Origin of the sequence: Levilactobacillus sp. (assembly GCF_022646225.1) — a bacterium.
Taxonomy (GTDB): Bacteria; Bacillota; Bacilli; order Lactobacillales; family Lactobacillaceae; genus Levilactobacillus; species Levilactobacillus suantsaiihabitans.
Genome location: NZ_JALCJA010000001.1, coordinates 144,482 through 158,599 on the forward strand (window position 1 = coordinate 144,482; position 14,118 = coordinate 158,599).

A 14,118-nucleotide genomic window follows, 5' to 3' on the forward strand; every position below is an offset into this window, starting at 1 on the left:
CTTGATGATACCAGATAACCAGCGTGTTCGCCTAGAACTATCGTATTACCCATTAATTCGGTTAATGACTTACTGAATCACGGCGTATTCGTTGGCAGGACGGCCGAAAGCGACTATCATGGGTCGCAGAATCAAAGGGGGCTCAAGCCATGAAAACCACGACACGAACGCTATCAGGACTGGGGATGCTCATCACCCTAGGCATCGTTTACGGCGACATTGGGACCTCACCGCTCTACGTGATGAATGCCATTATCGATGCGGCTGGCCCACAAAAATCGGCTGAGCTGACCCCCATGATGTTGGGCAGTATCTCGCTGATTTTTTGGACGTTGATGTTGATTACGACGGTCAAATACATTCTGTTGGCCATGCGAGCGGACAACCGCGCCGAGGGCGGCATTTTCGCGTTGTATGCGTTGGTCCGCAACCGGGCGAAATGGTTGATCATGCCAGCCCTGATCGGTGGGGCCGCCATCTTAGCGGACGGCACGCTGACGCCGGCTGTGACCGTCACCTCGGCGATTGAAGGCTTAAAGGGTCAAGCCATCGGACCACTGCACTTTAGCACGACGCAGGGCTGGGTCTTATTGGTTGTGACCGGTATCTTACTGGTGCTGTTCTTGATTCAACGATTCGGCACGCAGATGATTGGCTGGTCGTTTGGCCCGTTGATGCTGATTTGGTTCACATTTATCGGGCTGGTCGGTCTCAGTAATCTGTTGCACGCGCCGGCCATGTTACGGGCGTTATCGCCGGTCTACGCGGTCAGCTTCTTGGTGAGTCCAGCCAATCACCAGGGGATTTTTATTTTAGGGAGCATTTTTTTGGCAACGACCGGGGCCGAGGCCCTTTATTCGGATATGGGGCAGGTCGGCAAACGAAATATTTATGGGACCTGGCCGTTTGTCTACGCCATGTTAATGCTGAGTTATCTGGGTCAGGGGGCTTGGGTCATTCGTCACGGGGCGGCCTTGACGCGACCGGTCAATCCCTTTTACGCCATGGTGCCCGTGCACTGGCGGATGTTTGCCATCGTGATTGCCACGATTGCGGCCATCATTGCCTCTCAGGCGTTGATCACCGGTTCCTACACGCTGGTCCACGAGGCCATTGGGCTGAAACTGTTGCCGCGGTTGCGGATCAAATTTCCTGGTAGCGTCAAGAGTCAGCTGTACGTTGGTGCCGTCAATTGGCTGTTGTGTGGCATCACGCTGTCGATCGTATGGTACTTCCGGACCTCGATGCACATGGAGGCGGCGTACGGCCTGGCCATTACCATCACCATGCTGATGACGACGTTATTGTTGCGCGCGTTTCTCCAGCAGCGCGGCCACCGAGTCTTGGCCAACGTTTACGTCACGGCATTTGGCCTGTTGGAAAGCTTGTTTCTGCTCGCCAGTCTGGCCAAATTTGTCCACGGCGGCTACGTCACGGTCCTGCTCACGCTGGCGATTCTGACGGTCATGGTCTTCTGGCACGTCGGCAACCTGCGGCGAGACGCCCATTTGGCTAACACGGAAAATGTCTCGCTTTTGGATTTCGTGCCCCAGTTGGCGGCGTTGAGCCAAGACGACCAGGTGCCACCATTCGCCACAAATCTGGTGTACATCGGCTACGTGGGCGCGGACTACGCCGTCAAACGGGCGACGGTCTACTCGATTTTGGATCAACAGCCCAAGCGCGCTAAGGTCTACTGGTTCGTGACGGTCAACGAAACGGACACGCCTTATGAATGTACTTATACCGTGCAACAGCTGGCGCGCAGTGTCATGGACGTCCAGCTGTACCTGGGATTCAAGAAACCCCAAAGATTAAACGTGTACTTGCGGCAAATTGTGAATGATCTGCTAAAGGCGGGAGCGCTGGATGACCAGACGCCACGCTACTCCAGCATCCCGGGACGAAGAGTTGGGAACTTCAAGTTCGTCATGTTGAATCAGCAGTTCCAAGACCTAGGCGCTCAGGAGGACTTGCCGGTGTTATACCGTTTATTGATTGGCGGTCGACTGCTACTGCAGCGTATTTCACTGTCGCCCCAGCGCTGGTACGGCCTAGCCTTCAGCGATGTCGTCGAGGAACGGGTACCGCTGTTCATCGGCCAGCATCCGGATCGGAGTTTGCGGCAGCGGAAATAAGGAAGGCCAGTTGGAATTTGATTTGGAATTCCAACTGGCTTTTTGTTACGGCTAAAATGCGACTAAAAAATGAATTGCTAATGTTGATTTGCTAGTGTATGCTAAAACCAAGTTAAATGAAAAACGAGTGTTTTCATTTTCACAATCCCGGTGTGACGGCGTTTGGTAAGTGTATTCCCCACAGGTGTGGGGGTGATCCCGACAGGGTTGGGCCGTGAAAGAGCATTCGGATGTATTCCCCACAGGTGTGGGGGTGATCCTCTCATCGGCCGTGCTCAAGTCTTTGTCCAAAAGTATTCCCCACAGGTGTGGGGGTGATCCTTTGAGTGTGTTCCGCGGGTTTGACGTAGCTTAGTATTCCCCACAGGTGTGGGGGTGATCCTTAATATCAGGCAACTTGACCAAATGGGCCGTAGTATTCCCCACAGGTGTGGGGGTGATCCCAACATCATGTCTCCGGCCTTGTTGACTACGGTGTATTCCCCACAGGTGTGGGGGTGATCCTTTGTTTTGCGCCCGATACACCCTGCCGGAGTTTGTATTCCCCACAGGTGTGGGGGTGATTCTCTGTCATTTCCACTCGTTGACTATCACTAAGCGTATTCCCCACAGATGTGGAGTAAGGCCGGCAAGTCTTCGCTGTATTTGTATTCTCCAAAGATTAAGACGGAATTGCAAAGATCCACCTAGTATGGGCCATTTTATAATCTATAATTCAGTACGGTCAGTTATTTGGTGCTTAAAATAGGGCTTCAAATCTGATTTTTTCCTAGATTTGAAGCCCTATTTTAATAAACAAGTCAGAATTTTGTTAGAAAGACTACTCTTTCAGTAGCTCGATAGTAATGGAGATACTTTTTACCAATTCATTCATTATTTGATACGCCTCGATAAAATTGGTTTTATTTTTTAATAACTAGTGTCTTGTTCGCCGTGATCCAAGTGCCATTACTTAATTGTAAGCGCGTCGTTAGATGATGGGCTTTGATCCGCTTGACCTTCAGCATTGTGCCACGTTGATAATGCTTGACCAGTTTACCACTTAAGTTAATCTTGCGGTAGGTGTTGATGCCGCGACGATTGATCACTTTGATTCGTTTCGGATTAACTCGGTAATACGTATTGGTGACATACTTAGGATTCGCCGTCAGATAGCCGGTCCAACGGTCAGTTTTCCGGGTATGGTTGACATCGCGCACCCGATAGCGTAAGGTACCGGCTTTGGTGCGGGCATAGCCAGTCACAACAAATTGCGGGCGCTTTGTCCGCGGTTGTTTAGCGTAGAAATGTTTACGGTTTTTCTTCGTGAAGTTGACTTTTTTATAAAGCCCAACTTTCTTGGTTGCGTAAACCGCTTGGCCGTTTTTACCGGCGGCGGATCCATCGCTTAAGGTTGGGGTTTGCGCTGAAGCTGAATGATCGGTTGATGACGTGCTATTGGCGACTGAGGTTGGCGTGCTTGAGGAGGAATGATCAGTCGGCGTATTAGGGGATGAGGATGAGGTTTGTTCGGATTCGTGTTTGATAGGAATATCAATAGTGTTGCCATAACCACCTGCATATGATGCCATAACTGCATAATTAGTTCGTAAGGTAATCGAACTGGCATTCTTTGGAATATTAGATATGGTTGTGGTATCATTATTCACTTCTGTGCTTATATTTTCCATTTTAATATTGGTACCAAATGTAGTATTGACATAATCAGCATCTTCTTGTGTTATCATGTTGCTTGAAACGAAAACCCCATAATCATCGACAACCATACCATCATGATGAATTTCTCCATAATTACCCCAGAATGGATCCTGTATATTTATATTATGAGCCACAAGATTATTGAAGTAATCTTCGACATTTTGAGTTGTTACCTGCGAGTGGTCTACTTCATATATTGGTGTAGGCGCGATTTCCCCCTTTTTAAGAAATTTTCTAGTTTCTGATGAATACTCGTATACAGATCTCGAATTGTCCGTATCGAACATTTGACTTTTAGTTATTATATACGATGACGTTTGCCCAGTGGGCATTTGTCGGTAGTTATTTAATTCGTCGTTATTTATAGTAATCTTGTTGTCTTTTACAGTTAAGTACTTGTCCGCCGTTCCAGCACCAAATTGATTGTTGATGAAGATATGATCTCCATTATATTTGTAGTTGGTTAAAGGTCTAAGGTCGTGGATGTAGTTAGAATCCATACTAAGGTTGATACCATCGTTAAGTGTGTCATTAAAATACTCGATGAAGTCATTAAAAGTTTCATCGGTGATACCATCACCGATGAATGATACTTTGTATAACTTATCCTTATTGGCTACCATTTTTAATAAAGTAAGGGCCTTTTTATTGAAGTTCTTTCCTTGATTAACAACGTTCACTCCACCGATTTTGTTCTTGAAAACACTCATACCAGTCCAATCCGTAACAAGTTCTAATACTTCTAAGTCTACCGAATTGTCTAGATAGTTAGATTTAGTTGTATCAATATATCCATCAACCGTCCCATCTGTGCTAAGCGAATCGGCAACTGCTTGTGCTAATACTGGATCTGGGAATATGTTTTTGATCTTTTCTGTGATATCCACTGATTGATTAATTTGGTCGGTAAAGTCCGCAATTGATTGGTCGGTTGTAGGAGCTTTTTGCTCTGACATATCATCTTGTATGGTTAATGAAGGTCCCCCTTCATCAGCTTTAATCGATGAGGGGTGAGTGATCCCGAAACTAAGTAGAATAATAGAGGTTAGAACTGTCGCTTTAAGTTTCCGCATATTGATTACTCTCCTTTTTATATCATGTCAAAGCTACCCTATACTAATAGTATATACTTTTTGGTGGGTATTTCTATACGAAGTACTTCTACTTTTTGATTATTTGCGTTAAACAAAATGTTCATTGTTAAAAATGAATTGCTAAAGTTGACTTGCTAGTGTACTCTAAAAGAGAAACTAAATGAAAATAGGATTTTGACTTTTTAACAATCCCGTTGTGACGGTATTTGTTTAGAGTGTTCCCCACAGGTGTGGGGGTGATCCCAAGCCGTCACCACATCTCTCCAAAAACTAAGATGCATAAGAAAAGACCCACCAGCCAACCAAGGCCAGGTGGGTCTTTTCCTATATCTCTAAACTATCCCCACAAAAATGTTTCCATATCCTGTACCACTTCAGGGTTCCGCCGCGGTAGGGCGCCGTGGGCAGCGTCTTGACCGGTGAGCTCGATTTCCTTGAAGGACTTGGCCCGATTGGCAAGGAGGAACTTAAGCGAGCGGGCCGAGGCGACGGAAATGGTGCCGTCCGTGTTGGCGCCATCGCCCAGGTCACCGTAGATGCTGAGGACCTGGAGCTGATTATTCGGAATATTTCGTCGGTGATCGACCAACTGGCGGAAGGTCGGTGAGAAGTGGCTTGGCCGTCCGTTAGCCGCGTTGGTGGTGTGGACCGACCAGGGGTTCATGACAATATTACCCAGCATGGGTGGGGCGATTGCCACGTACTTCTGTAGTTGCGGTAGGCGTTTGCGCTGACCGAAGAGCGTTTCGTACATCATGATATCCGTGTTGCCCATGGAATGGCCGACGTAGTTGAAAGCCGTAATGCCGTAGCGTCGGTGCAGCTGCTTGATAATGCGCTTGAGCCAGCGTGCATCTTGGTGGTAATTGCGGTTGCGGTTATCGCGAAAGACGATTTGAATCTCTGGATGGCGGGTGCCTTTAGGCCAAGTGCCGCTCCAGTTGACGTGACCGTTGGGCGTGACCGTCGCCAGCAGCGTCCGGGTCGCGTAGCCGTCTGCCTGAGCGCTATCGATCAAGTTATTGGTTGACCCAGCATTGCCGCCAAACCCGTGCATAAAGAGCGTCGGTGTGGCGTAGCCGGCCTGGTGTGTCCGCCGGCGGGTCTTGGTCTTTTTGGCCTGCGTCTTTTTGCGGGCCGCGGCCGCTTTTTTTCGGTCCAAACGAATCATTTTCTGCGTCTTGACGCGACTGTGGGCCACGGAATGCTGGCCATCAACGGCTGCGCAACCGGCCAAGAGCACACTAAAGATGAGTAGGGTTCCCCAACCCCATTTCAACAGGCTTCGCATCGTAATCTCCCCCTCCTGTTACCATTCATGTTACCGAAAATTTTAAATCAGAGCCAATCAAGCGTATCAGATAAATGACTTAACGTGCAAACTGTTGGGCAATAAAAAAGGAAACCTTAAGATTAAAGGTTTCCCGAAATGGTCCTAGGTGCTTAGTTTTCGTTGGCTGGTGTTTCTTCCTTAGCCGAACGCTTTTGGGCGTTGTGGTAGAAGATCCAGGCCACGGCACCAAAGAAGATGGGGCCGATGATGGTCCAAAAGGCGGTCATGTAGTCGTGATCCAGGATAGGTTGCAGGCAGGTGAAGCCAATCCCACCGACCAAGATGACTAAGACGACCGTCACAATGACGTTGGTCCACAGGTGACTCTTGAAGATGACAAATGGCCGTTCCAGGTCGGTCCGCCGTTTGAAGAACGGGAAGGCGCCAATCAAGAAGAGGTAAGGGAAGGACGTGGACACGTTCCCCATATCCGTCAAGATCAGGTAGAACTGGTTGGCAGCGCTGCCCCCAAAGGCTACTAAGAAGATGAAGACGGCGACTACGATGGCTTGAATCCACATCGCAAAGCCAGGCATGCCGGCCTTGTTTAACCGGGTCATCTTGGCGGGCCACAGCTTAGGTGAGGACCCGACGATGAAGGACTTCAGTGGTGAGTAGACCAACACGAAGAACGAGCCCAGGTAAGCCATGAACATGCTCAACCCGGTCAAACGGGCCAAAACGTGGCCGATGGTGATTGATGCGGCACCACTCAACCCCATGGCTTTACCCAAGACCAGCCCTAAGTTGTTCATCAAGACGTACGTGATGTTCCCCAGGTTGACTTGGCTCTTACCCAAGACCTGACTCCAGTTGGTGCTGATCCCCCATAAGAAGATCGACAGGGAGTACATGATAGTGATGGCAATCGTGGAAATGATCAACCCTTTAGGGAAGGTCTTTTCCGGCTTGTCCATACTATCGGTGATGCCCCCCATGGATTCCATCCCGGCGTAGGCGAAGACCGCGTACGTCACGAAGGACAAGAGGGCCATCGGTGAGGAGAATTGTGGGTTAGGCGAGGCGATGAGGCTGTGAATGCCGTTGATGGGTTCTGCCAGTTGGCCGTGATTCAAGATCACGATGACGATGCTGGCTACGAAGAAGACCCCGGTCAAGACCATCACGAAGATGCCCCCTAATGAGGAAATCTTGGCGATGGAGTTGACCCCACGCGTCGCAAAGAAGGTGACGGCTAAGATCCAAAAGATCCCCAGTAGGCCGACCGTTTGCGTAGAACTCAATCCCAGAAAGGACCAAGTCTGCGTTTGATCGGACCCGGAAATCAGCGTTGACAGCGGGATCCAGACCTTAGTCGAGGTGGACAACATCCAGATGATCCAAGAGGATAACCAGATAAAGGTCCCGATGAAGGCCCATTTTTCACCGATCGAGCCAGCTAACCAGGAGTAAATGCCCCCCTTAGCTTCCTTAAACGATGACCCGTATTCTGCCAGCATCAAGGCGCTAGGCAAGAAGAACAACAGGGCGGCCAGCACATACCAGATGATACTAGCGTAACCCATTTGGTCATAGGCAACGGTCGTGTTGGCAAAGCCATAGATGGCCGTGAAAATCATTAAGATCAGGCTAAATAACCCAATCTTTTTTTGCTTATTCATTTTGATATCTCCCAAAATTGGTGAGGCTTAGTCATGGCGGCTAAGCTCAGCGTTAGTTATAAATTCAGGTCCTGGTGATAGTTCAGTGGGCCCAAGTCGGTGGCCTGTGTGATCAAGGTCGCCGCTAGCTCGCGGTAACGCCGAATTCCCAATGCGGCGTTGGCTGCGGCTTGTTGCGTTAAGTAATGGTTCAATTCGATGCCGGACAGGTGCTGGCCCACGGCGTCCGTTTCCTTAACGGATTGCTTGAAGGCGATGCGCAAGTCCTTTTGCACGGCGCTGACGGTAGGCCAGGCGTCGTGGTAGTGGGCGTCCAGTAAGACGCTGACCAGCTTGTAGACCCAGTAGGCTGACTGGCTGTCGTAGGTTTCGGCGCCCAAATGATAGGCGGCCGGCGTCTCGTCGATGCCCGCGTAAAACGGCACGTAGACGCTTTGGGCGGCGACCCCCATGGCCAGCCACTGAATGCCGGCTAGGCTCGGGTCCATGTCCGGGCGTAACTGTAAGACGTGTGATTCCTGGGTTTTGGCTAAACTGACGGGCCGGAACCGTTTGCGGTCGGCGTCACTGCCGGCACCCACGGGATCGTAGGGCGTGTCTTCAAAATGACTACTGAGGTAGCCCTGCGCGTCGTCCACGGACAACAAGTGGTCAGCGTACTGAATAAAAGGTAAATCAAATGATTGCGGCTGCTGAACGACTTGTGGGGTGAAGCGGCGCTGGCCGTACCACACCCGCGGCGTATTGTAGTACAGATCCGATTGGTCCTGGGTCCCGAAGATGTCGCGCCAGATGAAGCGGTCGCTGTGCGGATTCAGGTGGTTCTCCGCCACGAAGGCCTGCAGGTCATGGGCAAACAAGAAGTTGTCGGCGTCGTTGAAATCGACGGCTTGAATCGCCATTTGATTGGCGACGACCGCGTACCCGTTGTCCGGGATCCGTTGGGCGACCCAGTAGTGACCGGCGCCCGTTTCCAGGTACCAGGCTTCCTGCTGGTCGGCAAAGAGGATCCCGTTGGACTCGGAAGTGCCGTACGTTTCGACCAACTGGCCGAGGCGCAAGACGCCTTCACGAGCGGTCTTAACGTAGGGTAAGACCACGGTGACCATGGCTTCTTCGCCGAGACCATCCTTGACCAACGGATCGGCGCCTAAGACGCGTTCGTTGGAGTAGGTGCTCTCCGTGGCACTCATGGCCACACCGTATTCATTGATACCGTCTTCTTCGAACAGGCCGTACTTGTCGGTCCATTCGGGCGTGGCCGTATACTTGGCAGCCGTTTGCGGCAGGGGCATGGTAAACCCGTTGTCCGTGCTAACGAATTGTTGCGGGGTGGTCGCACTCTGGGCGGGGTGAACCACGAAATGCTTGGGCCAAGCAGCCTTGGCGTCTTCGTTGCGGCCAATGATGACCGACCCGTCCATCGTGGCTTTTCGACCAACTAAAATGCTGGTACAAGCGGAATAATTCAATGGGAGCGCTCCTTTCAAGATTTAGGTTAAAAAACGTTCAGTGTTCATTCTAGCATGTTTAGTTTCGGTACGATTCATTTCGGGGCGTTTTTAATTATTTTGTTTATATTTCTCATCAAAATAAATATTTATACAGGAAAAATGTAAGTTTTACGGCGCTTTGCCAGTTAATTGACCCAGCCAAGCCCGTGGTATCGCTGGTCAACGGTTGGGGGATGTGGTTAAATAAAGAACAGCAGCTTTCCACGAGAGGAGTATAAAATGAGAACTAAATTAAAAAATGAACGTGAACTGGGTAAACATCTCATGATTCTAGTCGGTTCAGCCGTGATTACCGCGGTAGCACTGAACGAATTCTTAGTACCTGGTAAGATTTTTAGTGCCGGAATCAATGGGATTTCTCAGATTATTTCCACCTTGCTCGCCATGACGGGCGTCCACCTGAGCACTGGGTGGTTCATCCTGTTGTTCAACATTCCCATTGGGCTACTGGGCTGGTTCAAGGTCGGCCGCAGCTTTACCATCTATTCCATCATGGTGGCCGGGTTGACCTCGGTGCTGGCCATTATCGTGCCCGTTAATAATATTTCTAATAATTCGCTGTTAGCCGCACTCTTCGGTGGCATCTTGACCGGTGTCGGGGTGGCTTATCCGCTTAAGAACGGCTTTTCGACCGGGGGCATGGACATCGTGGCCGTGGTCTTGGAGAAGACGACCGGTCGCACGATTGGGACGCTCATGATGATGATCAACTTCAGCATCGTGATCCTGGCCGGTTTCCTCTTTGGTTGGGAGAGCGCTTTATACACCATCATCTCGATTTATGCAATGTCCCGGGTGGTTGACAGCATTCACACCCGCCACCAGAAATTGACAGCCTTCATCGTGACGACCCGCCAAGATGAGGTTATTGCGGAGCTAAATAAGACTTTGATTAGGGGTATCACGGTGATGCCATCATTTGGCGCCTACACCAGAAAGGACAGCGTGGTCCTCATGACCGTTATATCACGGTATGAACTTTATGCATTAGAGCACGCGGTCAAGGACATCGATCCCGGGGCCTTCGTCAACCTGGTCAACACCGTGGATATCGAGGGGAACTTCTATAATGAGACGGAGCAGTTGAAATTACGGCAAACCACGCAACAAAAGTAGGTTCAGGATTGCCCTTACCCGTGCGAACCGGTATAATAACACTATTCAACAAGAAGAAGGGAACGAGAGAAATGCCAATCGTAAACATCGACTTAATTGCTGGTCGTTCACAAGACCAATTGAAAGCCTTAGTTCAAGACGTCACGACGGCGGTCACCAAGAACACCGGGGCCCCTGCGGAACACGTCCACGTGATCTTACGCGAGATGCAACCTAACCGCTACGGCGTGGCCGGCGTTTTAAAGAGTGACGAGAAGTAGCAAATATTTGCGAAAACTTATAAACCGCCACCAACCCTGGTATACCGGTGTTGGTGGCGGTTTCATTTTGAAAAACGTTTGGCTAAACCGCGCCTTTTAGGTATACTGGTAACAAGTGCGACATCACGGCAAGATTAGGCCGTCGCTAACGAACGAATGAATGGAGAGTTGAACGATGAGTGATCAACAATACATGATGGCAATTGATGAAGGGACGACGAGTACCCGGGCTATTTTATTCGACCGGCACGGCCAAATTGCGGGACAGGCACAACGGGAGTTTCACCAGTACTTCCCGCAACCAGGTTGGGTCGAACACGATGCCAATGAAATTTGGAACGCGGTCCAATCCGTCATTTCCGACGCGTTAATTGATTCCGATGTCCAGCCTTACAAGGTCCGCGGCATCGGGATCACCAATCAACGGGAAACGGCGATCATTTGGGACAAGAAGACTGGCGAACCGATTTATCACGCGGTGGTTTGGCAATCCAAGCAGACCAGTGAAATCGCCGATCAACTGAAGGCGGATGGCCACACCGATGCCATTCACGAAAAGACCGGCTTGGTCATCGACTCGTATTTCTCCGCCACCAAGATTCGCTGGATCCTCGACCACGTGGATGGGGCTCAGAAGCGCGCTGAACGCGGTGAATTGTTATTTGGGACCATTGACACCTGGATCCTCTGGAAGCTGACTGGCGGGCGCGTACACGCCACTGACTACACCAACGCCAGCCGGACCATGCTGTATAACATTCACGACCTGGCCTGGGATAAGGAAATCTTGAGCTGGCTCAACATTCCAGAATCGCTGTTGCCAGAGGTCCGTTCGTCTTCCGAAATTTACGGCTACACGGCCGGCTACACCTTTAGTGGAGTCCAAGTGCCTATCGCCGGAATCGCTGGGGACCAACAGGCGGCCTTGTTCGGCCAAACGGCCTTTGACAAAGGGATGATCAAGAACACCTATGGCACCGGGGCCTTCATCGTGATGAACACGGGGGAAGAACCGACGCTGTCACACAACGGCCTGTTGACGACGATTGCCTATGGGCTAAACGGCAAGGTGACCTATGCGCTGGAAGGCTCGATCTTCGTGGCCGGATCTGCGGTGCAATGGCTACGTGACGGGATGCGGTTCTTTGAGCACGCCGGCGAATCCGAAAAGATGGCCGTCGATGCCCAAACGACCGGCGACGTTTACGTGGTTCCGGCCTTTACCGGATTAGGGGCACCTTACTGGAACCAAGAGACTCGGGGGGCCGTCTTTGGCTTGACCCGCGGGACCACGCGTGAACAATTCGTGCGGGCCACCGTTGAAGCCATTGCCTACCAGACTCGCGACGTGGTCGACACCATGACCAAAGAGACCGGCTTACATCTCCAGTCACTGAGCGTCGACGGGGGCGCTGCCAACAACAACTTCTTGATGCAGTTCCAAGCTGACATCTTGAATACGCCGATCAAACGGGCAGCCATCAACGAAACCACGGCGCTGGGTGCAGCTTACCTGGCCGGCTTGGCCGTTGGCTTCTGGTCTGACATGGACACGATTCGGCAAATGCACAAGTCACGCGACGAATTCGTGCCCCAAATGGCCGAAGACAAGCGTGAACGTTGCTACAACGGCTGGCAAGCAGCCATCAAGGCGACGCAAGCCTTTCATCAGGATTAAATTAATTTAAAATAAATGAAGTGAAGCCTGTCAGGCCATTTGACGGGCTTCACTTTTTACGTTTCGCTTCGTCGATGCTGGGGATGATCAAATTTTTAAGTGGAAATTGGCGATCTTGTAACTGGTTTCGGGTTACAATGGATGTAATACTAAAGGAGGAGTCAGCGATGGCAGTCTTTTCAGATGAACAGAAGGTCCAGATTCTCAGTGATTTGGTGGCAATCAACTCGGTCAACGACAATGAAATTGCCGTGGCCACTTATCTGCAGCAGCTCTTAGCCGAACATGATATTTCAGCGAAGTTGTTGCCAGTTGCTGAACGGCGGACGAACCTGGTTGCCGAGATTGGGACCGGGCACCCGGTACTGGCGGTCTCGGGGCACATGGACGTAGTCTCACCCGGCGACGTATCGCAGTGGCAAAGTGACCCATTTACGTTGACCGAACGTGACGGACAATTGTATGGTCGTGGGGCGGCTGACATGAAGTCCGGGTTGGCAGCGCTGGTCATCAGCCTGATCGAACTGCACGCGGCGGGTCAGCCGCAACACGGGACGATTCGCTTGATGGCCACAATTGCCGAAGAGGTCGGTGAGACTGGGTCGCGCGCTTTTTACGACCAGGGCGCCATGAACGATGTGGATGCGCTGTTGATCGGCGAACCCACCGGCTACAATCTCTTTTCGGCCCACAAAGGTTCGATGGATGTCCGGTTGACGTCGCAGGGACAGGCGGCGCACAGCTCAATGCCCGAACTCGGCGCCAACGCTATCGATCCACTGCTGGCCATTTTGACGCAGGCCAACCAAGTCTTTCGCCACACGGATAAGGAAAATGCGTTGTTGGGGAAATTGGCATTTAACACGACCATCTTCAACGGCGGCAATCAGGTCAATTCGATTCCAGAATTGGCTACGGCTGAGATGAACGTGCGGACGATTCCGGAATTTGATAACGCGGCGGTGCGGGCGACTCTAACGCAGCTAGTTGCCCAGCAAAATCAGGCTGGTGCCCAGGTCAGTATGGACATTTACATGGATCAGTGGCCGGTTCAAGAACCCCAGGACAATCCCCTGAGTAATTTGGCCGCTAAGCTCGGCGAACCGTTTGCTGGCCAGCCGATTCCGAAGTTGCCACTGCCAGCCGTGACCGATGCCTCGAACCTGTTGAAGGACAAGGGCCATCAATTTCCATTCATCGTCTTTGGCCCCGGTAACCAAACGGCACACCAGGTTGATGAACACGTGGACCGGCAGATGTTCTTGGACTTCATTATGTTGTACCAGCAGCTGTTGCCAGGATATTTGAACTTGTAGGGGACAAAAAGCGTGATAGCAAGCTTGAAATCTACGAGAAATTTGTCAGTGAAGTTAGTTGCAGGGCGAAAAGCTGATTTTGACGGCCTTTTGCTAGTAGATTAAATTAATTGTCACTAGCAAGAATTAATGAGGACGGGAGTTAACGCCTTGATAGGACCAGGAAGAATGACGGGGGTACCGCGCATTTTTCCTGGTTTTTAGGTCACAATGGTGGGCAATTGGTTGACTATAGATAATTAATGTTATGTAAAGTAGAAAACTGCGACCCAGGCTGAATTCCAACCGGGGTAAACAAAAAGGAAGGGTCTGGGATGTTTTTTCCCAGACCCTTCCTTATCCAAATTCA

9 protein-coding genes and 1 CRISPR repeat array are annotated in these 14,118 nt (G+C 50.8%); of the genes, 5 read left to right on the plus strand and 4 right to left on the minus strand.

Annotation, left to right across the window (positions count from 1 at the left end; genetic code table 11):
- Positions 1-149 precede the first annotated feature (149 nt).
- Complete coding sequence (locus LKH74_RS00780) at positions 150-2,138, plus strand: KUP/HAK/KT family potassium transporter (protein ID WP_287707976.1); 1,989 nt, start codon at positions 150-152, stop codon at positions 2,136-2,138.
- 171 nt (positions 2,139-2,309) lie between these two features.
- Positions 2,310-2,704: direct repeats of the CRISPR family, unit length 28 nt; unit sequence GTATTCCCCACAGGTGTGGGGGTGATCC.
- Between the two features lie 336 nt (positions 2,705-3,040).
- Here the strand turns inward: LKH74_RS00780 and LKH74_RS00785 are convergent.
- The 4 genes from LKH74_RS00785 to LKH74_RS00800 all read right to left on the minus strand — a co-directional run bounded on the left by LKH74_RS00785 (position 3,041) and on the right by LKH74_RS00800 (position 9,357).
- The gene (locus LKH74_RS00785; protein ID WP_287707975.1) at positions 3,041-4,909 is read right to left on the minus strand and encodes a DUF5776 domain-containing protein; all 1,869 of its coding nucleotides are present in this window, start codon (positions 4,907-4,909) and stop codon (positions 3,041-3,043) included.
- Positions 4,910-5,267: 358 nt separating this feature from the next.
- Positions 5,268-6,221, minus strand: coding sequence for an alpha/beta hydrolase (locus tag LKH74_RS00790; protein ID WP_287707974.1), 954 nt, complete (start codon positions 6,219-6,221; stop codon positions 5,268-5,270).
- 152 nt (positions 6,222-6,373) lie between these two features.
- Positions 6,374-7,885 carry a glutamate/gamma-aminobutyrate family transporter YjeM gene (yjeM, locus tag LKH74_RS00795; RefSeq protein WP_287707973.1) on the minus strand — a complete coding sequence of 504 codons (1,512 nt, stop codon included), beginning with the start codon at positions 7,883-7,885 and terminating at the stop codon, positions 6,374-6,376.
- A 56-nt stretch (positions 7,886-7,941) separates the two neighbouring features.
- Positions 7,942-9,357: a C69 family dipeptidase gene (locus tag LKH74_RS00800; RefSeq protein WP_287707972.1), complete on the minus strand. Its 1,416-nt coding sequence runs from the start codon at positions 9,355-9,357 to the stop codon at positions 7,942-7,944.
- A 261-nt stretch (positions 9,358-9,618) separates the two neighbouring features.
- On the opposite strand from LKH74_RS00800, the gene LKH74_RS00805 reads away from it, so the two are divergent.
- The 4 genes from LKH74_RS00805 (at position 9,619) to LKH74_RS00820 (ending at position 13,769) form a co-directional block, all read left to right on the plus strand.
- Positions 9,619-10,515 (plus strand): YitT family protein, encoded by an 897-nt coding sequence (locus LKH74_RS00805; RefSeq protein ID WP_287707971.1) that lies wholly within the window; start codon positions 9,619-9,621, stop codon positions 10,513-10,515.
- A 35-nt stretch (positions 10,516-10,550) separates the two neighbouring features.
- Positions 10,551-10,775: a 2-hydroxymuconate tautomerase gene (locus LKH74_RS00810; protein WP_263854501.1), complete on the plus strand. Its 225-nt coding sequence runs from the start codon at positions 10,551-10,553 to the stop codon at positions 10,773-10,775.
- A gap of 175 nt (positions 10,776-10,950) precedes the next feature.
- A complete protein-coding gene (gene glpK, locus LKH74_RS00815; RefSeq protein WP_287707970.1) occupies positions 10,951-12,453 on the plus strand; it encodes a glycerol kinase GlpK in 1,503 nt (500 codons plus the stop codon).
- A gap of 167 nt (positions 12,454-12,620) precedes the next feature.
- A complete protein-coding gene (locus LKH74_RS00820; RefSeq protein WP_287707969.1) occupies positions 12,621-13,769 on the plus strand; it encodes an ArgE/DapE family deacylase in 1,149 nt (382 codons plus the stop codon).
- Positions 13,770-14,118 lie beyond the last annotated feature (349 nt).

Coding starts and splice junctions, on each gene's coding strand:
- LKH74_RS00780 (WP_287707976.1), top strand. CDS start 150: ATGAAAACCACGACACGAACGCTATCAGGACTGGGGATGCTCATCACC.
- LKH74_RS00785 (WP_287707975.1), bottom strand. CDS start 4,909: ATGCGGAAACTTAAAGCGACAGTTCTAACCTCTATTATTCTACTTAGT.
- LKH74_RS00790 (WP_287707974.1), bottom strand. CDS start 6,221: ATGCGAAGCCTGTTGAAATGGGGTTGGGGAACCCTACTCATCTTTAGT.
- yjeM (WP_287707973.1), bottom strand. CDS start 7,885: ATGAATAAGCAAAAAAAGATTGGGTTATTTAGCCTGATCTTAATGATT.
- LKH74_RS00805 (WP_287707971.1), top strand. CDS start 9,619: ATGAGAACTAAATTAAAAAATGAACGTGAACTGGGTAAACATCTCATG.
- glpK (WP_287707970.1), top strand. CDS start 10,951: ATGAGTGATCAACAATACATGATGGCAATTGATGAAGGGACGACGAGT.
- LKH74_RS00820 (WP_287707969.1), top strand. CDS start 12,621: ATGGCAGTCTTTTCAGATGAACAGAAGGTCCAGATTCTCAGTGATTTG.